Genomic DNA, 25,521 nt, shown 5'->3' with positions numbered 1-25,521 from the left:
AATCATGCTAGTCGCCAGTGTAGTGATCGATATAGAGCTCTTACAAGAGTAAGCTATGTAAGGTATTGGGTTACAAACAGTTTGATAGAACCAGTTTTTTCCAATTCCACGAAAGCCGAAATCATTTAATAGATAGGAATCTATTGTATGAATATTCGCGTTGGTTATCGTTGTAGATTACCAGCTCTGTAAAAAGGATGTTTTGGTCTCGTTTTTTTTATCGAAGTAGGTCATTACGTCCAAAAATAGGACGGTGAAAGATTGCACGCCAGTAAGTCAACCAAAAATAAAATCTTAGTCACGTTGTCCATTTCGATATTATTCATCAGCTATGGAATGATGGCTCCATTTCAGGGAGTTGAGAGTTCTTCAAAGATCGAGGATACCTTGGGAGATACACAAAAAGTACTCTCAGCGGCAACTGATCTGTACATTAACGAAAAGAAGACCGGCTATATAGAGGCATGGTCAGATAATGTGACCAGTGCAGGTGTTGGAAATACTACACCAATCATTGGAGCTCCAGATGGGGCCTTGATGTATATGGAGTTCGCTTCGGAATTCGAGTATGCTCTATTCAAGATCAATGGTTCGATAATGAGCGATTCACTAGTGCTGAAGGGCTTTGAAGACGTGGGATTAGCAGACACTACCTTTGAGGTCTACAGCTGGAATGATCCCTACACTGCACCAAATATGGATGGGGCCAACAGCTCTATGATCATCGCAGAAGATTGGTACCTGCTAGGGATAAATGACGCATTAACTGGTGATGTCGTGTTTGAATACGCCAATACTTCAATCGAGTATCTACTGCTTATTGCCCGCACGGCTGTACTTGATCCTACTTATTATCAAGCACTTGACGCAATTGAAGTCCAAGGCTATACAAATGTCATGGCAGATGAAGAGAACGATGGCGTCCCCGACATCTGGCAAGACTCAAACATTCAACGGTACAATATGTCACTCGACATTGATATGCATGGGTATGTTTTTGGGATTATGGGACTAGTTGGAGTTGCACCTGAGAATGTCACCAATCATGACTTCTTGCTGCCATTCATCAAGTTAGGGATCATTGACCCTGCCAACATTGATGAGTCCCACTACTACATCATATGTCAAACTGAACTGACCCTACCATTCTTTGGGGCCTATGGATACATGTCCTTCTTAGGATCACATGACTTGTTGAACATGACCTATATTGGGGCGAATGCGACCTTACAGACCGAGTTCGTTACCGCATTTGCACGATACATAGGACATGACAATAGGATCCGCAACTATCACATTATCGACTACGCAGTCACTGGCACGTATGATCCACACAACTATTTTGGTACACAAAATCAAATCGTTGCAGAGTATAATACTCTGGACACTTATTCATGCACGACCGAGACTGCACAGGAAAAATTCGATCTTGATGCAAGTATCGTGCTAGACATTGTTGAGAATGTGCTAGATGCCGTCAAAGGCGGCAAGGACATGGTCAAACAGTTCATGGAGAAGCTTGTGGGATTCATCCAGGGCAAGATCATCGATGGTGCCACAAAGGCATTACTCGAAAAAATCACCAAGAAGGCACTCAAGAGCGCCCTGAAGGCGATCCTATCAATTACAACAATCAAAGACATGGTCGTTAAGGGTTCAAAGATCCTCGAAAAACTGGGAGTCACCCTTCCATCGTGGCTCAAGAAGGCACGAGACCTTGTGGAGAGCATTCCGTTCATTGATCCGCCAGTGGAGATATGGAAAGTTCGTATGACGTTCATCAATGAAACTACAGGGCAACCAGTGTTGGGGTATGACTACATCAATAACAAGACGATTGAGACCCATCCCAAGGGACTCTATTTTGGCGACACGTATAGTGCGCAGGTCATACTCTCATCACGGGACATCTTCCCAGTGGTCGGGAGAATTCAGTCGGTGAATGGATCGAAGACACTTACCGGTAACCTGTACGTCGAGGACTTTGGACTCATAGAGGCTACTCACGCCCGATCGTCCCTCGAACCCGGCGAGTTTGCCAAGGGCCGGATCTATCCAACTCAACCCGATGGTTCGATCGTCATCAGTCAATGCCACATATCACTCCAGTCCACGACCGGCCACACTGTTGAGCTCGGCACTGACTTCAATATCTCCCTTGCTGTGAGAGATGAGAACGGAACAATGCTCACGAATCTGAGCAACGCTCGTGCAGCGATCAACAATATGCCTTCGACCATGATCGAACTGCCTATTATTGCTGAAGCAAATGGGACATTCACACTTCGAGTCAACACTGGTACCCTCGATGTGAGACCTGATGACCACATGATCGCAGCCATCTACAAACCTGCGACGATGTTCCACGACTACTGGAACTACACCTTTGTCCTACAGGATACTGTACCACCATCCATTCAGAATGTCACCACTACGTTTAGCTTCGTCTACAGAACAATAACCTTCAGTACAAAGGTCTCGGATTACGATCTAAACGAGACCTCAGTGACCATGAAAATCATGGATGGCACAACAGATCCGTCTCTCGCCACAGAACACAAGATGAGCTTTAATGGCAGTCACTTTGCTGTCAGTGTTAGCGTCTCCACATTCAGCTCGAACAAGATATATTTCTTTGCGACTGCTGAGGACAACTCCGGTAATGCGGCCCAATCAGCCACAACCTCCTTTGATATTCCCACACCAGAGGTGGTTGAGCCCCCGGTGCCATTGATATATTACATTGCAATCATTGGAGGAATCGCCGTGATTGCTATCGTGGTAGTAGTGATTCGTAGATCGCATTAACAGTGAGAGAACAGATAGATAGAACAAGAGTGGCCACTACTATAGTCGAAGTACGTAGATCAAATAGTGGCCACTGGCACTCAGTCGACCTCAAGATGGAAATAGAAAAAAGCGTGAATGAATTAGTTCATATAAGAATTACAAGTACATAGATACACAATCACGTACTGGTAATGGTAATAGGGAGGAACGGAGATCTATGTATCGCTATCGCGCACCTACGCTTTCTATTCTTATGCTCACACTAATTATGTCGGGGATCTTGTTGGGGTCATTCTCCAGCACCACTTCATCAGCAGCCACGATACCACCGGTTCATGGGACAACTCCAGCAGACTTCCAAGTGTATAGTTCATGGACTGAGTGTGATGCGTATGTGCGATCGGACAAGCCAACTTCCAATTTTGGAACAGAGAGCATACTCAACATTTCCAAATCCGCGACGGGTTCAGAGTCTGTCGTTTTTGTGAAGTTCAATATATCTGGTCTTCACAAGGGGGACATCATTTCATCAGCAAGTGTATACCTATCGATCAAGGATGGTTTCGGCGAGGGCCTCAAGATCGGAGCTTTCTACTGCACATACAATAATTGGAGCGAAGACACCATAACATGGGCGAATGCTCCGTGGACTGCGATCAAAAACCGTACCGTCAGCACCTCAAGCTGCGGAAGTGACAGTAGAAGTTACCAGTTAGATTTTGCCTCCGCCCTCCAAGACGCTATTGGCTCGGACTATCTCACAGCAGTATTCAGAGCACAGGAGAACGGTCAACGGCTCTTTTGGGCCCATGATGAACTCCCCGCATCAGGAATGAATGCACATCTCTACGTACTCTACACTTCCGGAGCGGTGCTTGACACAATTAAGGTGACCGAAGAGATCAGCTCGGGGTACCTATCAGATATTTCACTCTGGTACACGTGGATTAACACAGGATGGTCTCAATTGATCTATATCACTGCTGCTGACACAAAATATAACAATTATTTCCCGGGGATCAGCTTTGTTGGACAGCACTACTTCACGAAGGATAATGAAGAAATAGTGGTCGGTCACTCCCTGCTACTATTCGAACTCTATAATGATACCAACCACAACGGAATCCTTGATGCCAATTTTGAGAATGATACATTTGAGACTGCGTATTATCTTGCGTTGAATTACTCAACAGGGTTCGAACCTCAAGACGTGAGAAAGGTCGATGTAAACGGTACGATCCACTACAAATGGGGCGTTCGTTACAAGGATGTTCTTGGGTACCTCACATTTGTCAATGGCACTACTTCCAAGTATGGGGATACTGCTGCGTTCTTGAAACTCACCTATTTGGAGACCTCGTATGACTATTCTCTTCAAGGAAATACAACATCCCTAAAGACAAATCTGTCATTAGGTACTGCTGAAGAGTTTCAAGCAATTGTGCCAGGAGCCCATATTGAAGGTCTCAGCCTCTCGGCCCTACACAGTACAATGGTGTTATCCAACGCTTCACAACCAGTGATAACGGTCAACTCAACGGAATACAATTCCACACAAGCAGACGAACCGACAATTCCAATCGCTGTCGCTAATATCACGAGCGCGGATAATGGACTGTATGGGATCTCCTTTGACGAATACTATAGACTCTATACAGATCCAGAATCACAATATCAGGTTCGTGCCTCGGCTTGCCCCTCCAGCAGCTTACACGAGTCCGTTGCAGAGAACCAATTCTGGACACCTGTCACTGTATTCCGTGGCTTTCTCTCAGCATTTCTCCCACGGATCCTTGAACACCCGTTTCCTGTCGATATTGATTACCGCGACAGCTGGCTACTCTATCGCATCGGATATCCTCATTGGGATGGGTATGCACTGGCCCATGATCCAACATATACTGCATATGTGGGGCGTCCAATTCCAACGGCAAGTAATGATACCTCATCTGAGACCCCGAACACCGAAACAACGACCATTCTTCAGCCACCTCTCGATCCGCGAATAATTGTCTTGGCATCATCGGCACTTGCGATCGGAGTGGTCGTACTTTTGTGGATACGAAAGAAATACCGTTGAGTGTATCTGGGACATGAGACCCTATGTCGACCAAGAACACAGTGGAATTTAGGGAGAAACCTAACAGCTTGTATTCAAGACTTGGCGATATATGAGAGGCCAGACTAAAGTCCTACAGATATTCCAATTAAGACTGCCCAAGTCCCTAGCTGTTGATCGCAACTCTCACTGGTGTGTCCTTGAACATCTATAGAATATGTAAATAAAAATAGAGAGAGGGGCGAATGTACGCCCCTGTGATCTCAAACTAACTGGATTGACGCTTCTTCATCATTACCACGATGATTACAACAACAATACCGCCCACACCACCAAGTATTGCTATGATGACCAATGGATCAATCCCCAGTGGGGGCGAGCCGGATGTGGGAGCTGTTGTCGTCGTCGATGTGGGAGTTGTCGTCGTAGATGTTGTCGATTCAGTCACAACGATCTCAATGGAAAGGTACGAGGATTGGTCACCACGATCGTATACAACTACGTACAGAGTGTGGGTTCCTACTGACAGGCCATCAATATTGATGACGATATCGCCACCGCTCCAAGCATAGTGCGTACTCGCCTGCGAATCGAAAGTCACATTGTACCCGTTCGGAGTCAAATCTGTGGCGTGAATGGTCACAGTGTTTCCTGTCGTACCTTCTTCGTAGGTGACAGATCCTGAAGGGCCAACCAATTCTGGCGCTGTGTGGTCATAATACACAGTCTTGAGGACAGTGGCAATATTCCCAACAGAGTCAGAAGAGGTTATGTTAATGATGTACAACCCCTCATTCGAAAAGGTCAACGAATACGTAAAGCTAGTTCCGGTCCGATTAGTCTGCAGTGTACCATTCATAAAAATGGCTGTCCATGCAACTGTTGAAGACTCATCGGAACTCGATACATAAATGCTCAGCGAGTCAGTGATAGAAACGTGACCATCTACTAGATTATCGGTGATAACTGGAGCAGTATTATCAATCCAAATATCGATCGATGTGACAAACTCATCAGCCCCATCAACGAGAACTCTCATCCTGAGAACGTAATACCCGTCCGTGAAGGAAGTGGAGTCAAAAGTGAACTCGGCATAACCAAGCCCTCCGGAGTAGATGTTCGTTCCGTTCAGGTCCAACGTCACGGCAGTAGTAGGAGTCCCTTCGTAGAGAACGCCAACGGTAATTGAGGAATTTATGGTTGTAAAGACATTACTGCATACATGGTCATTATTTGATGGCGTCTGGATTACCGGATATGCTTTGTACTTTTTCGGTGGTACGACAAGCGGCAAATAGTCAATCGGCGAATTTGTATGATATGGCACATCACCAATACCATCATGATTGGCATCCGTGGTGTCGGGATTATCAGTCCAATAATTACCGTAGTCTGATGCATTCAAATTAAACTCATAATTACCAGAGAATAAAACCTCTGACAAGAACGAGTTCAATGTAAATGTGACATTCGTCGGATAATTATTCCAATTCTTGATTCGGATGACCTGAGAGGCATCAAAGATGTTGGCCTTGATGAGCGTATTATCAACCTCTCTGGAATTGATGGATGTTGCAATTGTCGAATTCGCAAACACACAGTTCTGAAGACCAACAAGATCGATCGTATCACCTGCAAAGCTAGAGTCCGTGATCGTAACGTAATTACAATACACCAAGCTCAGATGATTTGTGTCAATCCCGGTATAGACCGTGTGGTTTTGATTGAAGATATAGTAGATGGGTTTCCCTTCGTACGTATTCGAGGTGTCAATGTCATGATCTCCAGCCTCCTTATCAGGGATGTAGGTGACTATGCCCTGAGAAGTGTTCTCAATAGAGGTGGTTCTAATTCTACTACCTGTCGAATCCCAGATGTAGATACCTACATCTGAATCAGATATTTGTACATTAGAAATGTTTACTGCTCCTGACGTGGACAAAAAGACTCCGCGTTCTGCATTACGGACTACAACATGATCGATTGTCACATTTGCAGTGTCTAGGATTAACCCGAATCTACAACCATTGATGGTCTCATTGTACACCGAACTCCCTGCATTCCCCATCTGCAAGTAGATTGCATCAGAAGTGAGATCTGTGTAGACATTCCCTGACAATGATACACGGGCTGTATATGATCCACCATAGAAGGCGTTGTTTATGTGCGAAATGGTATTGTTTGCAAATACGATGAACGTTGCCTTTCCAACATAGACTGCATCAACACCATATTCGAAGACATTGTGTATGATCCTCACAATATCGCCACTCGCATCAATGCCTTGATGACAACCATAGAAATGGCTGTCCGAGATAGTGACGTTGATCATACCCGTAGCCCAGTCAGGTAGGAAGATTGCAGCGTCAGTAAAGTTACGAAATTCCGAGTCGGTGATGATTCCAGCAGGGGGAATTGAAAAGTACACACCATACGTTCCATTGAATCCTGTAAGATGTTGTAGCTTGAACCAATCAACAGAGGCACCAAGATTTATCATCCTCCCACCATGTGGGTTGATTGTACAGTCAATGACAGTAAAGTTTGCCACTCCAAATACGTCCAGACCATAGGCTGTGACAGAACTCATAGAGGTGTCGCTGACAAAGAGCTCGGTCAAAGGAGTATTTGCATGACAACTAACACCATATTGAAGATGATCAAAAGTCGAACTCAAAACGTGAACGTATCCAGACACATGCGTGTCAATGTAGACCCCGTATTGAGCGGTGCTCACCTGAACGTCTTGAATGGTCACATTAGAGGTATATTCTAGGTGCAAAGCCATATTCTGTATTGTAGAAAGGGTCATGTGGTCAATGACTATGTCACTTGTACCGCTCAGGATGCTAATACCATATGGTGCATCTGTCACTGTTCCGTCATGGATCGTGATACGTGAGGCCTGAGTAATAACATATCCCGTATTCTCCGCACCAGTGATATCAACAGATCCAATATCAATACCGTAGAGATTAGTACCATCTAGAAAGATACCAATGTACGTGTTAGTGATTGTCAGACCATCAAGATGAGTAGAGTTCGTAACGATACGAATAGAGTAGCAACCATCGAGCAATGTGCCATGCATGGTGATCGAACTTGACTCGTGAGTGACCACCTCAAACCTGTGAGTGACATTATAGGCCCGCAGAGCGCCATCAGTGTACGTCAAAGAACTTCCACTGTTGAAATACAGACCATACTCTTTGTCGGCTGTGCAATTGAACCAGATCACAGCATTGTAGAGATAGAATGAAACCGAGTCGTGGATCGTAATATCTCCGTTCAGTGTATAGTTGATGGCCAGAGCATAAGTATCTACACGCACGTCCCACGCATTGCTTGGCCACGATCCCCACACCATTAACGGGTAGTTATCAGTCACGCCTCTATCGGAATATGGCGTATCTCCAATCAAGTCATTATCGTAGTCGTGACCTGTATAGTCCAGATAGAGGTTGCCATGCGTCCCGTTGTTCATTGCATTACCTGTGCCCTGATCTGTGAGATAGGTGGTAATTCCACGGAATAGGTTGAAGTAGACCGTACTATCATCAGACGTGGAATCAAAGTAGATCGTGCTATCTTGGAAGTAATTGTTGGTGATCGTCGCATTGTCCGAGTTGTCCTTGAAAACGAGTGCATTGGGCAGGGATTTGAATGTGTTACAATAGACGATAGCATCATCGGCTCCTTCGAAGAGAGCACCATAGACAGTGCAACCTGTGAAGTCGCTTCCTGTGATATTCACCTGTGCAGAAGAGTCAACGTACACGCCAGTTTGAACGCTATCAAATGTTGCCGAGACTATCTGGGAACCAGACGAGAGATAGACATGTACACCATATTGACAGTTCTCTACATGAAGCCCCTCAATCGAGGTCCAGAAGGCCATCTGTAGATATACTCCTGCATCATCTGTGTCGATACAGACAATATCACTCAAGACCAGATTGTTCACATTGAATACATAGATTCCTTGTGAAGGACTGTGTGATACTGTAATGTTGCTGATCGAGACCGTGGTGACATTCAAGAGAAAGCCGCTGTTTCCAGAACCCCACCCACATCTGTCAATTGTAGCGTCATGCATGGTCAGATATGAGCCTGTATGAAGCACAAAACCGTATGTTGCAGAAGTCTGATCGGCAGTCAGCCTTGCACCACCGAGAAGTGTCAGAGCACCACCGGGTTGGATGTCTATGGGAACGATATGCGTTCCTCCAGTCTCGAAAGTCACTTGCGTACCTACAAGTGTTAGATTTCCAGAAGACTCCAGAGTGAAGTGATCTTGGACAGTGAGATGTTCACCGAGAATAATCACACATTCATTGACCGACAGATCGGTATACGTTGTAGGCATATCTAGGTGGTCAATCGCGCTCAACAATATCGGATGATGATCTACAAATCCACCAACCGTATAGTCCGCACCACCGATCCAATCAGTTGAAGAATCAGGTCCGGCGTAGTAGTCCTGCCCGTCTGGGCCTGAAGGCCCCCAGAAATTACCATAGGTGCCATTATCTAGACTGACCGATGAGGCGCCATCGAAATGGATATTTCCAGCGTGGTTATGATACAGTACATTCATGTATATCGAGCCACCGGTCATCCTATCAGTAATACCGTAACCAGTATTGTCTATGATGAAATTATGATAGATCGTAGATGAGGAACTTGTAGCATCAATATACAGTCCATCGCTGGTACTGTTGGTGAGTGTATTATTGTAGACATCTCCATTGTCAAAGTTTCTAAGATCCAATCCATAACTCGCGGAGCCGTTTATCAGATTGTGAGAAACGAAACAATTGACCAAATTATACAAGCGTATTCCACTACTGGATGCCTGTTCAACAGTGTTATGAGAAATGGTGACTCCGCTTCCACCTTCCACATAGATCCCATAACCCGATGCTGATCGAATCGTGTTTCCAGTGAGGTTCAAGTTATTGGAATATGGAAGATGACTACCACCAATACCGCCACCAGTGATCACAGAATTAGTGACCGTCAGATAATGATTCGCGCTGCTCTGCCAACTAAAATCGATACCCCATCCAGAGGTCACTGAAATGTTACAGGAATCCACGGTTATGTTCAAGCTATCCGATAGAGAGATACCCCAACTTGCAGTCGAAAGCACCGAGACATCCCGAAGGGTGTTATATGGACTATTGTAAAATTCAACAGTTCCTGCAACTTGTCCTCCAGTGATAGAATTATGATCGCTATCCCACAGTTGGATAGAAGTAACAAACGAATTATTAGCGAGGAGCGAGTTAGTGCTTGAACTCACATCAATCTGAGAATTGAACGAGTTCCCTGTGATGGTACCATCATTCACCGAAGTTATAGTCGTATCACCAGTGATCGAACTGTCTTGCAGCAGGGCATTGCCACCATTAGCAGTGATTTCAAGGTCTTGCGTAAAGTTTGATTCAATTAGATAAATCATCTCATGACTGTTGATATCTACATCTTCACTTACAGTACAATGTTGGAACAGTGTCAGAGTGTTTTCAATTCCTGTGACCCGCAACCTAGAAGAAGATGAGAGAGTCAAGTCGATCACAGAGAATGAGGCTGCTGACTGACTTAATGAGATGGTCGTTGGAACAGTCATGCTATGGTTCCAATAGACCATCGGTCGATCAATGGTCCAAGGTGTACTGGTACTTGGCAAAGGTGCAGTTCTGTAGACCGGATGAGAATCAGTTATGTTTCCTCCGGTACCATCTACATTGAAGGCAGTATCACCAATCCAATTATTGTCAATGTCAGTGCCGTCGTAGCTTGACCAGAGATTACCGTGAGTGGAATTGGACCAGACGTTATTTGTATGGTTGAAGTCAATTGCCTGATAGGTGTTCCACAAGAAGGCGTTGTTTATGATCGTCTGGTTCATCGCATCGCTGGTGATATTCAAGCCGACCCAGTTACCAGCAAGAAGATTTCCTGTGAGCGTGATGTTATGAGCGCCATTCGATAGAATAATGGCAGATTCGGTGACGGACTCGGAATTTCCAATAATATTATTTTCGATCGTAACGTTATAGGTATTTGGCCCTTTACACCATATTGAGGGACCATTATTATACGTAAAGACATTCGATGCTATTGTCAAGTTCGTAGTATACCCAACTAAGATGGCGGGGACGGATTGATCACCTAATAGATCGGGGCATTTGCCTGATAGATTCTCAAACCTGTTCCCAGATATGAATGCATCGTCCTCAAGCAGATAGATACCCAAAGCCCATGAATCTCTAAACGAATTACCTGTAATTACTGAGTTCCCAACCATAGTCATAACAATGGGACTTGCCCTCGATGAAGGATTCCCCAAGTTATAGAACATGTTATCAATTATCATTGGCTGTGCTAATGAAGCTCTAGTAGCTATGTAACTAGACCATTCATCGTTTTGCCCCACTGACACATCATGTATTGTGTTATTATAGATCACAGTCTTAGCACTGGAGACAGACCCTACGCGGATCACATTCATAGGACCAGTCGTATCTGTTGCATCCCAACCATAAAACTCATTGCTGCTGATATTGATATCACCCGAAATACCGTAACTAATACCTATTGCAGTATCATCACCCGTACAATTGCGAAAAACGTTTCCGTAGATGAGGGTTTCGAAGTCGCCTCCAGAAACTGTTCCATCAATACTCACAGTCTCAAAGTTCTCTATGTATGAGTAGCTGATATTTCCGTCAGCCTTACCATCGAATATAATTCTAAAAGTCTTTGAACTCGAAGATATATGACTTCGCACAATATAGAGCGATGCGTTTGTCTTTACTTCAAAGATCGAAACATCATTCGGTGGTTCAAAATTGATAGTAGTATTAACAAGGGTCAATGAACCAGGGTATTGGATTGAGATATTACCATACACCGTGAGAACCTCATCAGTGTATGTAGTACTCTGACTTATGACCCAATTACCTGAGCCGCTGTATACATCACCGCTAGTTGATGCAGAAATTGCACCGTTAACCGGTGACGCAGGCCCACGTGATTCCGTGGTCACTTGATGAGAAACATTAGAACCTGACAACAAGGCAATGCCCAAAAAAATCATCAGAAATAACGGAAGTTCCCATGATATGCTATTTTTACGCATAGCGAGTCCAAACCTCACAAGCCTTTAACCAAGCAAAGATCAGGAGGTATATAGATTAGAGAAACTCCACTTGGTTCTCAAAACTATTTTACGGTAGATATTTGCAAGGTAATTATCCATTCTTTTTCAGAGCATATAAATCTGTAGAAAGCTCTCAGCGAGTGATCATGCTTTAAGCCAATGAGTGACAGCAAAAATATTTACAAAATGGGGAGCGCCAATAAATAGATATATTGTCTAGAGAGAAGGATTAATCAAGTTCAAGTGCTTCAGAGTTAGACACGAATTGATTTATATCATGTGGCGACTAAGATAGTTTGCGCCACACAGGTGCAATCAGAAAGGGTTCGCTAACGAGAGAAGGGAAGTACAAGAACCCAAAATGTAATAGGAAACTCGGGTTGAACAAGACAATGGCAACAATATTCATCGTTGATGACGAGGTCATCCTGCACAAGCTCTACAAAGATGTCTTTGCGATAAAAGGCCATCAAGTAGTCGCAGATGCGTATGACGGGAACGAGGCCATCAGGATCTATTCCGAGTTGAATCCCAAACCCGATGTTATAATTCTTGACCATAGAATGCCAAATAAAGATGGACTGGAAGTCATGAAGGAGATCCTTGGAGTCAATCCACATGCCAAGATCGTGTTCATCAGTGCAGATGTGAATGTAAAGGATGATGCTCTTCAAAATGGGGCGGCAAGCTTTGGACTAAAGCCTGTCACGATCAGACATATGCTTGAATTAATTGATGTCGCAATGAACAAGTAACCTCCACGGGTAGGGGGGACCTGTAGTCATGACAAGACCCATGCCAACGGTCATATTAGCAGGTGAAGTCCCCTTTCTACGTTCGCTCATTCGTCTTGCCTTGGAGGATGAGGGGTTTTCTGTTGTTGATGAATGTACAACAATAGAAGAGGTCTTGGTCAGTGCTCATAGGCACCACCCGGACGTTGTCCTGTTGGACCTTGGAGAAGACGAGGTGTCAACGGTTCGCCTGATCGAGGACCTGCTAGACGTTGACATCCACATGGCGATCATTGCGGTTTCCGATGTCGATGCAACACATGGAGAAAAACTGTTTGCGGCGGGGGCGACAGCATATCTTCAGAAACCCTTCAGTATGTATGATCTTGTTGACACTATCCGTAAGGTCGCACCAGTCTTCAAATGAATAGACGGCCTAATTTGGATAGCGGATGGTGAGTTCGATCAGGCACTCAATTAATCGGGAAGACGTGTGTCCGGAAAGGCCAGTATTCCCTTGTTAGTGATCTTGAACATGATAGGTCTCATGATATGGTCGGTCCCTCTCATCTTTACGATCCGCATTGTCCGAATAAAATCACCCTGAGCATAGACCATCTCAAGCCGGATCACACCGTCACTGATAAAAAAGGGCATCTCATCATTGACCGCACCGGGAATCGTCCGGAGCTCGTGAGTGAGAAAGATCGTGACATCATCGGCCGTCAAATCACGAATGAATGAGTAGATAAGCTGACGGATTTCAAAGCTGTTCCCTGCAAGTTCCAAAAGGGGGCCAAGACCATCAATAACGATCCGTTTTGCCTTCGCCTCAGAAGTCTTACGCAAGACGAGATTCGCAAGCCGCGGAATAGTAAGCGGTTGCTCTTGCATGAAAGATTGGTGAAACGCCACAAGATACTCGTAACCGGGTTCTTGGGGGACAACACGTATCGAGCCTGAGAGGATGGTCAATGCATGAGAACTAATGGCACTATCAACATCCCACCCGAAACGGGACATATCGGAGCGGATCATCTCCTCGGATTGGTCGAGCGAGAGCAGAACACCTGGTTCGCCATTCTTGATTCCTTCGTAGAGAAAATGCCAAGACAAGATGCTCTTCCCAGTACCGGGACCGCCAGCAGCAAGTACAGAACGCCCTCTCACATAGCCACCATGCAGGGCTTGATCCAGTCCTTCGACGCCACTGCTCACCCTTGGTAATTCCAATCCAAAGCACCCACATTCAACCAGATGTCTGCTGATATAACTGTTAGCCCTTATACAAATTCATCAATCTTTATTGGCGAGATAATAATAAATAAAATTCTGTGAGGATTCCTAATTATATCAACGGCCAGCCTCACGGTAAGAAGAGGGGACAGAAATAATACCTATTAATGGGTTTGCGCATATAAGCGGTACACACAAACAGAATATAATTACGTAATGCGGATATATACACTAGAATGCCTTTAATATGGTTCACTAGCCAAGTAATACGAGAGGAACTAACCGCTGACAACGTGAGTGGATGTTGAAAGACAGTGCAGGATGAACACTTGATCCCCGAATTCAGTGTGTACTCTATAGAAAAAGAGGAGATTGAAGAACTTAGTCGGAGAATTGAGAGCATCCCGCAGGAGTCTGGGAACCGATTCCGAATCTTTACTGATGCATTGATCGATTATGTGCCCAGTGGAGAGTGGAGAAATCACTCAGACAGCTTTATCACAATGATCGCACGGGCCTGCTATCTTCGAGGAATGTACGGGTATATCCAGACCCTTGCAAAGTCCACCAAGAACGTTGCGTGCAAGGGCTATTCCTCAGCCTCATACTGTAGACAGAGCCTCAACCCCAGATGGATCAACAACCTTCGTAATTATGTCAATCAAGCATGGCAAGAGAAGAACTACATCGCCTTCACCGAGCTAAGTACACTCCTTGCCGAGATCCTCGTTGACCTTGGCTACAATGATCATGCAGAGAAGCATGCCCATGATACCATTGAGCGGGTCACAGAGGCTACAAAACATGATGCTGAACTGAAGAAAAAGGTTCAGACGTTACTCTTGGATGCACACATCGTCCTAGCGCGTATTACGGCTACACGCCGGTCTCGTGATGAGACCCTTATGCGTCTCGATTCGGCAGAGGCCACGGCAAAACGCATAGACAATCAATTGGCACTGGCAAAGATCATGTATGTGCGGGGCTATCTCTTCCTAGATAGTCATGAATTCAATCGGGCTATGAAATACATCTCGGATGCCTTAAGGCTCTTCGATACAATGGGATACCTTGAGGGAGTTGCCAACTCGCGGAACATTAGAGGAATTATCTATATTCATTTGGGACAGTTCCAAGATGCCAGAGATCAATTTGAGGAACAGATGATCATCCAGCAACAGCTGAATAATCAGGTGGGTCTCGCCCGAGCACTGATCAACATTGGTGAAGTAGATAGCGAGCTTGACCAACTCGACCAGATGGAATTCTACAACATCCGAGCCTTGGAAATCTCTCAAGAAGCCGAGTACATGAGCGGGATTACAGTAGCAACGATCAATATCGGCAATGTTGCATTCCGACGGGCCGAGTTAGATGCAGCCATTGAGAAATATATGAGGGCATTAGAGATCGCAAAGAATTCTGGGCTGGGCTATCTTGTAATAAGTATACACTTTCTTTTAGGAGATGCCTATTTCCTCAAACAACAGTACAACAAAGCAGGAGACATGTACAAAAAAGCCAAGACCCTCTCGGAGAACGCAGGTTATCAACTATCAATGTTTTTAGCTGACGTTTCAACAATAATGACGCATAGAATAGCAGGGATCACAATACCTAACGAACTCCTGAAATCAGTTAAGGAAGTGATGTCACCTCTCTCGGATTGGCTGACTTCACCAACACCAGCACTCATGTCACAGCTGACTCGACGGATCTTTGAAGACTCGTCCATCTCCAGTCAGACATGCATCTTTTATGACCGCGACCTAGGTTTCACTTGCAGAGTAGATCGAACTGGCCTCAAAAAAGAGTGCTTTGGGAGCCTCATGTGGATGGGTAGTTTTTGTCCATACTTTATCAAATTCGTCGAGTTCCTTCGTGATTCACAGAATGGACACTAGATTTATCAAACTACATCACGTCCAGCATCTAGGTCACTAGCATGTTTCGTGGAAAAAAAGTTGAACTCAAAGTCTTAGATATGAAACATCTTGATAGAATCATGGAAGCATGGAACAATCCCGAATTAAAACAATATTTAATGGGTGCGATCCCGCACTCCCGATTTCAAGAAGAGGAATGGATCAAACGCACTCAACGATTAATGAGTTCAGGCCAAGAATATGTATTTGCAATTGAACGTTTAGACACACAGAAATTCATCGGTACTGTTGGAATACATGACATCTCGTGGGTTGCAAAGACAGCGACGATAGGAATTGCGATCTACCACCAAAAAGACAGAGAACAAGGCTTTGGCACTGAGGCACTCCAACTTGCCATCGAATTCGCGTGGAAAGACCTAAATCTTCGCAGACTAGAACTGAGCGTGCATTCATTCAACGAACGTGCCAGAAAGACCTATGAAAAGCTTGGATTCAAACAATGGGGAATAGCTCACCAAAAAATGTTCATTAGAGGCAAATACGTAGACACCCACTATATGGAGCTGTTCCGTCATCAATCTCAAGATACAACGGAGCAATAATACTAAGGTCAAGATGGAACAACGGAGAGAGACCAAGTGAACGAATATGGGGCAATCCCCGTCAAGATCATTGATGCTCTAAATAAAAGATCGGGATATGTCCTCGTCGTGACTGGAGGACCAGGTGTCGGAAAGACACTCTTTTCACAAGAGATTCTGAGAAGTGTGCCCCAATCATTTCTGATCCTGACTAGCTCTGAGAACATGCCCATCTATATCGATGCGCTAAAAGCGGATATGCCCGATTGGGACCAACGCCATATCGATGTCAGATTTACGAGACCCATGATAGACAAAGACCTCGACGGATCATCGTTTCAAGAACATCTGAGCTCGTTAATCGGAAGACCCATCGACCTCAAGAACGCAACCACAATCATCATTGACTCGTGGACCGACTTCTTGGATCCGTTTTCCTCTGACCAACGAGATATATTTGAACACACACTAGCTGAGACCGCACGTGATGAGGGAATAAAACTAATCCTTGTCACGGATTACAAGGACGAGGATCTCGCAGAGAGTAGCCTATTTCATACCGCAGATTCTATTGTGCGACTGGAAAAGGTCCGTGATGAACATAGAACATATAGACGCCTGATCGTCGGAAAGATGAGAGGACTGCCTATCGAACAGGATGAATTTGTCTTCACGCTCTACGGTGGAAGATTCACCTACATACCATGGTACAAACACAGATACCCTGCAATTACGATCGAACGCCAGCCGCTACCAGACCCGTCACATGATCGAATCTCAACGGGAAGCAAGTCGTTGGATAACATCATTGGAGGTGGATTCTATAAAGGAGCCCTCAATCTTGTTGAGGTAGACTCACTGGCTGCGCCTTATCTTGAGACCATCTATATTCCGTTTCTCTCCAATCAATTACAACTTGGCCGCCCAGCCATCATTGTACTTCCGGAGGGGTGGTCTCCAGAAAGGTTTACACATGGTCTCACGCATTTTGTAGACCGAGCAGTTGTTGAAGAACAGGTAGTCTTCTTTGGGCGGCAGGCACTTAATAGGACTGGCAATGTCCGACACATTGACGAAGATCCATGGAAAACTCTACAAGAGATGCGGTATGAGGCCAATCAACTAGTACGACGCTTCAAAAACAACGCCATCGAGTTTTTTGCACTTGATACATTAGAGAATAAATTCGGAGCCGACATTGCCAAGGGGATGATCGCAGAGATCACTGCTGCATTACCCGGGACTCAGACGGCAACAATCCTGATTTTGAGTAGACATCAGAAGATTAAGAATAACGCACTCCCTCACAGCGTACATGTGGCAATTCAAGAGATCTGTGGCATAATCGGGATCTTTGGGGTCAATCCTCGTACGGGTATTCTCGCACTCATGCCGAAGCTATCAGGAGGATTCCTTGACTACGATTTAATACCTGTAATCTGACCTCGGGGAGAGAATGTGTACCTTATTCACGACCACCAAAAGGCTAAATATGGTATCGCCAATACAAAATATCGGATTAGTGGGCTCGAGAAAGGTTCCTTGACACGACAGAGGATGGCACGTGCGCCAAAAGAAAAGAGGAATCCTATATGACACCGGAAATTGCAAAAAAAATCCTCGTTGTTGACGACGAAGAGGTCACTGTTGACTTGGCTAAAAAATTTCTTGAGAAACACGGCTTCGTTGTGGTCTGTGCTCATTCTGGCAACGAGGCAATTACAATGGCGCACGACGAACGGCCTGATCTGATACTCTTGGATGTGGTCCTTCCAGGAATGGATGGGTTTGCTGTATGCAGCCGACTCAAGGCCGAAGACGACTTTAAGGACGTGCCGATCCTCATGTTTACTGCCAGGGGCTTTGAAGTAGATATGCAAAAGGGGAAGCAATCCGGTGCTGATGAGTACATAGTCAAACCGTTCTCAGGCAAGGCACTGGTTGCGACCATACGCCGGCATCTCGGGCTCGCCTAAATGAACCGAGAGTGATTAGAAACATGGTGGAATTTTCCACAAGACATGGCGAACGCAAGAGTGACATCATTCAGAGGTTACTCATGACACCCCCTAGAGGTTATGTCTTTCTAGTCACTGCAAGTCAGGATAGTCACTATGATCTCTTTATGATGACGCTACTAAAACAGGCTGTCAAAGAAAACCTCACAACCCTTGAAGTCGTCACCGAGGCCCGTAACCGTGATGTCATGAAGGATCTGGCAACACATCAAAATGACCGCTTCAGGATTCTTGAGGTCAGCTATGGGCAGGAGACCTTTGGCCAGCATACCTGCTCGCCCCATCTTCATGAGATCAATATCATGATGCGAGAGTTAAGAAACGTATACACTCCACAGATTGTTGTCTTTGAAGGCCTGACCCCATTACTCATCGATTTCTCTTCACGTGATGTGGTCCTATTCTTCAAGGAGTCTGTCGAAGAGAGTGTCAAGACTGGCTCGATCGAGTTCTATCTCATCCACGAGGACACAGCCGACGATATCACTATGAATCAACTCTATTCGTTGGCCCACGGAATCATCAGTCTCAATACCTCACGCGGCAAACACTACCTGACCATCAAGAAATCATTGGGCATAGAGCTTCCCTACAATCCGATCGAGTATGTACCGATGATGCCCTCCAGTGATAGAACAACTTGGCAAATAGTTCTCAACTGGTGAGTGCAATCTCATCATTCAGGTCCAAAGAACTCTTCAAATAATCTCAAGACCTCGCGCATGATCTTGTTCCACGAGTCCACTGAAGAAAAGGCCGCCTGCTCCATCTCAACTCGTGACGGGTCGATTAATGAACGCACTCGTGCACAACTCTCCTCGTCCCAATCACACCTCTGCATGATCTCCTCGATCTGGTGGATGATCTGACCTCGTAGTTGAGCAAGCCGAACCCGTTCTCGATCGATCTCCTCAAGTCGCTGGTTGACCTTGTTCAACTCTCCAAGTAGCTTCCGTACTGCCTGAACGTCAGCACGTGTCTGCGGAGGAGATTCCTTCAGACTGCTCAGACTTGGACGGGTCACTCGAATAAGAAAAGAATTTGGAAGGATCGTCGTTGAGAGCCCAAAGCTCACACTGAGCCGATAGTAGGTACGATCAGGACCAAGCTCTGAACTTCCCGACTCGTGCTCTACGAGCCCGGCGTCCTCAAGCGCTTCGAGATGTTTGAGAATCACTCGCCGATTGACATTGAGGATCTTTGACAACTCGTAGGGATACCGAGGACTCTGCGACAATAATTGCAAAATTCTGCGGCGGGTCACATGTCCGAGGGCCTTGAACACCCGGTCAAGATCAGTTGCCGATAATCGTTCCATTCTCATTCACCTCTGGGTATTTCTGACCGTAGGACAAGAAGAGGCCTTGGGGGTCGATGCCCCCTCGGCCATAGTCTCCGAAGCGCTTCGGGATAGATGGGCCCACGGTTGAAAGGCGAGCACCAAAATATACCGGTTGTAACAGCGCGCCTGTCGCAACTCCCTGACCGTGCTCGCAGCTCTTCCGCGTCACCTCATCTTGGCCGTCCATCTAGGGATAATTATGGTCCCTAGTGTTAAAAAACCTATCGTTGTGTGCGATTTTGGATCGAGTCACTAAACGGATCGGAATGAGACAGATCCTTTGCTGACATGTGTGGCGATGTGTCACGAGCGTCTACGACGAAGTATGATCACAATGACCAAGAGGACAACACCGCCGATTGCGCCAGCGATGATCAGGGTCTCAAAGTCATCAAGCAGGCTCGTCGGAATGTTGGTCGTAGGAGTCGTTGTACCTGTCGAAGTATTGTAGTGAATCGTGATCGTGTGTGAGACCACGTTTCCCGCACTGTCAGACGCTCTAATGACAACTTCGAGATCGGAAACGCTGGCATTGTTTGTGATATTCACTCCAAAGGTGTTGTCGCTGAACCGTTCCATGTCGGAGGTGATATTCGAGGCACCATCCAGATACGTCACCCACACTCTGTCTATGTTGCTATGTTCATCGGTTGCCTTGCAGGTCAACAAGACATCGGAACCAAAGACCGGATCACGTGGCGAATAATACACGTCAGTAATGAGGGGCATGACAGTATCGAACCAAGAGATCGTATAGTCATCTGTTCCATTACGGAGGATGATCTCTTGTCCGAAAACATCGCGCACTACAAAGTAGTATTCAGTAGTAGTACCATACTCACCGCCCGGAAGCTGACCGCAAAATCTGCCGTAGCCCTCATATGATAGAGTGACGGACCGATAGCTACTGTTGTCCACTGACCACCAGACTGCCACGGTTTCAATATCTGGTCCTGTAAGGTTCACGGACACACTGACTGGTTGATCCTCACGAGCAAGAGCTAATGCAGGAGCAGGCTCTACTGACATCACTTGTGGGGGAGAGGGGTCTACGTAGATGTCAAGAGCGACCACATTGGGCGAATAGGAAGAGTCAGTCGCCAAGTAGAGCGAGTCGGCTGTCTTGTTAAACTCGTACTCTGCCTCACCATAGATCCCACGGAGGATAATAGAGGCATTGATCTCACGACCAAAGTATGCACGCACAAAGATGTTCTCATAGATGACTGGTGCCTGACCCACAGAGTCCCATCCCTGCATAGAGTAATATGCAGTCTTGGCACCGTAATTGTAATTCAGAGAAAGCTGTTGATCAGTGTTCCATGCGTCACCCACAGCCGTCAGCACCATATGAGTGGAGGTCGTGAGTGGTCGCCCGTCTAGAGTGATCAAAGAAGCTGCAAAATGATGGGAGGTGCTTAGAAAGGCGACATCACCTACAGTCGTATTTCCTTGTGCAAACCCCACGACTGCAGCAACTTGATCAGTATCAAGGGTGAAGATCCCAGCGGTCTCGTCTCTCGCCCAGACTCCTGAGCCGTCATGCCAAGTACGTTGATTCCAGAATGAATGAGTCAGATCGGTCATGTTCCAGTAGTGGATACCGTCAAGGAGAATGCGTGCAGCAAGGCTATCATGCCGACTGACCTCGAACACATTATGAGTGCCCCCTGTTTGCGGTTTGTAGTCCCAGTCTTCAAACAGAGTGGTTGAGGTCGTCTGATGATCCCACATCACCATAATGATTGATGAGGCATCTACAAGACCTGCGCACCAGAGTTCGTCAGAGGAGTTACCAAAAGGCTTAGCACCCGATGGAACACTGGAGATTGATATCCCATAGTAGTGCGACCAAGTGATGTTCTTGTTGTCATACGCAAATCCTACAAATTGTCCAAGCCCACTCGTGGAACCATCCTGAAAACTCAACTCGGGATGAAGCAGCTTTGCGGTCTTCGTCTGATTGAGCTCTTTATTATAGAGATCACAGTACCAGTAATAGGGTGCCACAATAACAGTCTTCACACCTCCACTACTGGGATAGATCGCACCATTTGTTCTCATCGAGCCAATGACAATATCGGCGGTCCCGTTGTATGTATCATCAAAGTACTTGTTCTGGACTCTGCCGAGATACGGTGCCACCCTGTAGAACCACGGGTCGTCAAAGTGAGCCGCGTAGAACGTGTCAGTGTAGGAGTAGCCGATATCAATCACAGTATTGATGGGAGTGACAAGCTGGCCAAGAAAGATTCTCGCCGCAACACTGAACTGAGGCCATCGCGCGGGGTCGTGAAGGGTTGACCACCAGAGCGTCTTTTGCGCGCCCTCGGTTAAGGAATTGAAGTCGTCCGCAAAGTGATGAATCAACACCCCGTCCCAGTCTTGCTGAGCTGCAAATGTGGCCATCTGGATCATTGATTCGCACCGGTAATCATTTGGAAAGACATCGTTCCATTCACGAACGATCATGGGGACCCCGGCAATCTTTTGGGCACTGAGAATTGGCAGGATCGATTCGGTGTCCTCAAACAATTCTGGTGTGTTTTTAATCGTCATTAATGGGGTCTCGTGGAATGATGGGTGATCATGATAGTACCCTGCTGCACTGAAGTCAAGGCATTCTTTGATGGCCCGTTGAGTCGGAGGATGCACCTGCCATTGATCATCGGAGGCTCCGATTGGCACACGCACACCAAGTGCACGAAGATGCTGCTTCATTGTCGTGTAATAGTTTTTGAGAAGATAGTACGCAAATCGTGATCCATCATTTGCTCTAGCATGACCGACCGTCACGTTATCATAATCCCTTGAGCCAGCAGTCAGTTTCCAAGCCTCTACTACATCAGGCAGTCGCACAGTACCAGTAGTCGGATCTTCGTCTGGCTGGAGACCGTGTGTACCACCACTGTCCGTCCATGTCTTGTCCAGATTTGATCGGTTCACGTATTCTTGTAGCAGCCAATTATTCCATTTACTCTTCAGTTCATTGTAATAGGGTTCGGGAATACCAGCCCACCCCTTCACATCACCGAGCAAGTCCCAGAACATACCATTCTCATTCGTCAGCTCAACAACTGCGATCGTAGGATCATCTGCAAGTGTCAGATTGGTGTATTGATTGACATGGGTGAGCAGGTTGGTAGCATACTGCTTTTGGAGCTCGATGAGATGATCATCAAAGATAGACACTACTTTGGCCTCTGGCCCCAACAGACTTGCATTTACAACGCCATCGGAATCCAAGAACTCACGTCCATCCAAAAGATCAAGATAGACATAGATTCCGTTCTGGCCGGATCTGTAAATGAGATAGTCGAGGCGGCTTAGCATCTCAGAGTTCAGTTGTGAAGTGTTGCCGGCGGTATAATTAATTAATGATATCGCGTGGTGCTCATCCATTAGATGAAGCCGGATCATGTTCGCACCAGCCGCACGAAGCACCTCAACTAGACTGTCAACCTGATCTCCGGTAAGAAAACACATATCACTAACGAGATTCACACCCCAGAATCGAGCTCTCACACCGTCCTCAAAATATAGATGACCATCGTGCGCGGTGACAAACTTGTGTGCGCTGGTGTTGTTGAACAGCAGATCATTATTGTGAGGATACTGAATGGGCATAGGTCCATCAGCGAGCCGTGCTTCGAGGGGATAAGACGGAATCACAAATAACATACCAAGAAGAAAAAGGGATAGCACAAGTTTCTGATAAAATGTAGACAACACTTTCACCAATGTAAGCTTGCTGTACATGAAGGGTAATGTATTTTTCGTCTACGAATCTTAGACGTGCTCGTTATTGATTCGGTAGTTGCAGAATTCATGATGCAAGAATCTACTGCTTCAGAGGTCAGTTCGCTTCATAGTTGAAATGGATCATATCGTGATGAGCCGCCTAGTTCACACTGCCCATAGCGATACCTGCAAATACGTGCAAACTATGAACGTACTAAATTCAGGGCGCAAAGAACTTGTGAACAATAGCCTCAAAGAAGCTCTTTTGCTCTTCAGGGATCTGACCACTATTTGTTGTGTCGATTAGATCAGATGCGGTACTGGAGGTCAGACGCAGCACGGCGATCTTTTCACCAGACTCGTTCACAACAGATTCGAATTTAGCACCGCTCGTCGCCTCTGGAACCGCAACGATCGCCAACTGGACCAGACCCTCGCTCAGAGCCTTGCTAAGGCGTCGTGCAGAATAGTAGGCCGCAACGCCGCCACTGCGATCCCAGTTCTTGACGTTTGGAACTTCAATGGAGAAGAAATACTCAGTAGTACCATTATTGATTGACATGATGGCTGCGGACTCTTTCTTGGTACTTCCCTTTGCGGCTTGCAACTCCACCTTGAGACCCTGCGCCTCAGCAAGAATCTGAAGAGCCTTCACGATAGCACCGATCACGACACTTGGCGTGAGCTTGATGACATAGTCGGCACCCTCCGCCTCGGTGACGGTCTTGCCAAAGAGAACCTCATCCACACGGGCTATGACCTGCCGAATCGCTTCACGGGGAATACCATTTGATCGCTCGTATACCAGCGTGATATCGTCCTCGGTCAATGGAAAATACGGATTTGGTGGCGGGTCAATATTGTACTCGTCCCAGTAGAGTTCCATGGTCTCCTCGACAAATGTGGCCACATGGTCGCGAGAGAACTTTTCCAGTCGAACAGGGGTCTCCATTCGGGAACGTGTCGGGGCATCTGCAAGGCTATAGATACGATCCCAGATCTCTGTGAGGCATGAGGCAATGATAAGGATATTACTGCACTCGTTGTACAGACGCTTCAATACCTCAAGGAAACGTCGCTCACCCTCTTCACCATAGGTGTTGAAGGGCCCTTCCATCTCATCGATGAATAACAAGATCGGACGATCCGTGCCTTCTGTGAGGATCTTAAACGTTGCAATGGTCACATCATCGTCTTCAAGATAGGTCCGAACATCAAGTGCCTCAAGCTCTTCGGGACTGAGTGCCTCACCTAACAACCAACGTCGGGCCAAATCGCGTTTGTCGTCAACTATACGATATTGAAAGAGGACCTTCACGGGATCAGCAGCAACCCCAGGGTAGTCTTGAAGGGCACGTTGCATAAGGTCAGAAAAGTCATAGTGCTTCTTTATTCTGCCCTGTAGCTCACCATATCTCATCAATAACGTGTCGGCCATATCATCAAACATTGTGGTACCGATCTCATCAACCAAGCACGCATAGAAATGCAGCGGGACACGGACTGGCGATGGAGGAGATGGAACGTATACTGCACGGTACGGCCCAGGATTAGAATTGGACTCGCGGTCCTTCAAGACCCAGAACAGATGGGTCTTCCCCATACCAGCACTGCCAAGGACCGGTTGTATCCGGGGGGTCTTGTCCGATTTTGTCATCCGCACTGCTCTTGCAACGGCACGATCAGCCTCAAGATGAGGGTCGGGTATATCGATGAGATCAGGCGTGTCTCCCCGGGAAACATATCTCTTGAAAGGCGGGTCCTCTTTCAAGACCTCAAGGTACAGCTCTGCCTCGAATTCATCTTCAGCCTCGATAGTTGGTATATCAGGGTCCATTGTAGTTCTGACCTCGCTCTACTTAGCAACTCTTTTGAAAAGCATTAGCAATTGCCTTTCTTAGCCAAGTCTAGAATCAGCTCACTTGTTTTTAACAATTGACATTTCTCGGAATCACCGTAATCT

Annotated in this window: 14 protein-coding genes; 9 read left to right on the top strand and 5 right to left on the bottom strand. The window is 46.2% G+C overall.

The window, feature by feature from the left end; genetic code table 11:
• Positions 1 to 336 precede the first annotated feature (336 nt).
• Positions 337 to 2,808, top strand: a complete 2,472-nt coding sequence (locus K9W43_12595) for a hypothetical protein (protein ID MCF2138065.1) — start codon at positions 337 to 339, stop codon at positions 2,806 to 2,808.
• A gap of 199 nt (positions 2,809 to 3,007) precedes the next feature.
• A complete protein-coding gene (locus tag K9W43_12590; protein ID MCF2138064.1) occupies positions 3,008 to 4,870 on the top strand; it encodes a DNRLRE domain-containing protein in 1,863 nt (620 codons plus the stop codon).
• A gap of 247 nt (positions 4,871 to 5,117) precedes the next feature.
• On the opposite strand, the gene K9W43_12585 is transcribed toward K9W43_12590, so the two are convergent.
• Complete coding sequence (locus K9W43_12585) at positions 5,118 to 11,930, bottom strand: right-handed parallel beta-helix repeat-containing protein (protein ID MCF2138063.1); 6,813 nt, start codon at positions 11,928 to 11,930, stop codon at positions 5,118 to 5,120.
• Positions 11,931 to 12,409: 479 nt separating this feature from the next.
• Between K9W43_12585 and K9W43_12580 the strand changes: the two genes are divergently transcribed.
• Positions 12,410 to 12,772 (top strand): response regulator, encoded by a 363-nt coding sequence (locus K9W43_12580; GenBank protein ID MCF2138062.1) that lies wholly within the window; start codon positions 12,410 to 12,412, stop codon positions 12,770 to 12,772.
• 28 nt (positions 12,773 to 12,800) lie between these two features.
• Positions 12,801 to 13,178, top strand: a complete 378-nt coding sequence (locus K9W43_12575; GenBank protein MCF2138061.1) for a response regulator — start codon at positions 12,801 to 12,803, stop codon at positions 13,176 to 13,178.
• 50 nt (positions 13,179 to 13,228) lie between these two features.
• Here the strand turns inward: K9W43_12575 and K9W43_12570 are convergent, their stop codons facing one another.
• Complete coding sequence (locus K9W43_12570) at positions 13,229 to 13,984, bottom strand: hypothetical protein (protein ID MCF2138060.1); 756 nt, start codon at positions 13,982 to 13,984, stop codon at positions 13,229 to 13,231.
• A gap of 317 nt (positions 13,985 to 14,301) precedes the next feature.
• Between K9W43_12570 and K9W43_12565 the strand changes: the two genes are divergently transcribed.
• From K9W43_12565 to K9W43_12545, 5 genes are all read left to right on the top strand, one after another.
• Positions 14,302 to 15,891: a tetratricopeptide repeat protein gene (locus K9W43_12565; protein MCF2138059.1), complete on the top strand. Its 1,590-nt coding sequence runs from the start codon at positions 14,302 to 14,304 to the stop codon at positions 15,889 to 15,891.
• Positions 15,892 to 15,932: 41 nt separating this feature from the next.
• A complete protein-coding gene (locus K9W43_12560; GenBank protein MCF2138058.1) occupies positions 15,933 to 16,478 on the top strand; it encodes a GNAT family N-acetyltransferase in 546 nt (181 codons plus the stop codon).
• Between the two features lie 36 nt (positions 16,479 to 16,514).
• The gene (locus K9W43_12555; GenBank protein MCF2138057.1) at positions 16,515 to 17,900 is read left to right on the top strand and encodes a hypothetical protein; all 1,386 of its coding nucleotides are present in this window, start codon (positions 16,515 to 16,517) and stop codon (positions 17,898 to 17,900) included.
• 149 nt (positions 17,901 to 18,049) lie between these two features.
• A complete protein-coding gene (locus tag K9W43_12550; GenBank protein ID MCF2138056.1) occupies positions 18,050 to 18,433 on the top strand; it encodes a response regulator in 384 nt (127 codons plus the stop codon).
• An 83-nt stretch (positions 18,434 to 18,516) separates the two neighbouring features.
• Positions 18,517 to 19,140: a hypothetical protein gene (locus K9W43_12545; protein ID MCF2138055.1), complete on the top strand. Its 624-nt coding sequence runs from the start codon at positions 18,517 to 18,519 to the stop codon at positions 19,138 to 19,140.
• 11 nt (positions 19,141 to 19,151) lie between these two features.
• On the opposite strand, the gene K9W43_12540 is transcribed toward K9W43_12545, so the two are convergent.
• From K9W43_12540 to K9W43_12530, 3 genes are all read right to left on the bottom strand, one after another.
• On the bottom strand, positions 19,152 to 19,793 hold the full coding sequence (locus K9W43_12540) for a helix-turn-helix domain-containing protein (protein ID MCF2138054.1): 642 nt from the start codon (positions 19,791 to 19,793) through the stop codon (positions 19,152 to 19,154).
• Positions 19,794 to 20,120: 327 nt separating this feature from the next.
• Entirely contained in the window at positions 20,121 to 23,498 is a 3,378-nt protein-coding gene (locus K9W43_12535; GenBank protein MCF2138053.1) for a hypothetical protein, read from the bottom strand.
• 280 nt (positions 23,499 to 23,778) lie between these two features.
• Positions 23,779 to 25,395, bottom strand: coding sequence for a hypothetical protein (locus tag K9W43_12530; protein MCF2138052.1), 1,617 nt, complete (start codon positions 25,393 to 25,395; stop codon positions 23,779 to 23,781).
• Positions 25,396 to 25,521: the final 126 nt, after the last annotated feature.

It is taken from the genome of Candidatus Thorarchaeota archaeon, from assembly GCA_021498125.1.
Taxonomy (GTDB): Archaea; Asgardarchaeota; Thorarchaeia; order Thorarchaeales; family Thorarchaeaceae; genus B65-G9.
Note: the sequence above shows the minus strand (reverse complement) of the source record. Positions and strands in the feature narration are given on the sequence as shown.

Coding starts and splice junctions, on each gene's coding strand:
- K9W43_12595 (MCF2138065.1), top strand. CDS start 337: ATGATGGCTCCATTTCAGGGAGTTGAGAGTTCTTCAAAGATCGAGGAT.
- K9W43_12535 (MCF2138053.1), bottom strand. CDS start 23,498: ATGTTATTTGTGATTCCGTCTTATCCCCTCGAAGCACGGCTCGCTGAT.
- K9W43_12550 (MCF2138056.1), top strand. CDS start 18,050: ATGACACCGGAAATTGCAAAAAAAATCCTCGTTGTTGACGACGAAGAG.
- K9W43_12580 (MCF2138062.1), top strand. CDS start 12,410: ATGGCAACAATATTCATCGTTGATGACGAGGTCATCCTGCACAAGCTC.
- K9W43_12545 (MCF2138055.1), top strand. CDS start 18,517: ATGACACCCCCTAGAGGTTATGTCTTTCTAGTCACTGCAAGTCAGGAT.
- K9W43_12540 (MCF2138054.1), bottom strand. CDS start 19,793: ATGGAACGATTATCGGCAACTGATCTTGACCGGGTGTTCAAGGCCCTC.
- K9W43_12590 (MCF2138064.1), top strand. CDS start 3,008: ATGTATCGCTATCGCGCACCTACGCTTTCTATTCTTATGCTCACACTA.
- K9W43_12530 (MCF2138052.1), bottom strand. CDS start 25,395: ATGGACCCTGATATACCAACTATCGAGGCTGAAGATGAATTCGAGGCA.
- K9W43_12575 (MCF2138061.1), top strand. CDS start 12,801: ATGACAAGACCCATGCCAACGGTCATATTAGCAGGTGAAGTCCCCTTT.
- K9W43_12560 (MCF2138058.1), top strand. CDS start 15,933: ATGTTTCGTGGAAAAAAAGTTGAACTCAAAGTCTTAGATATGAAACAT.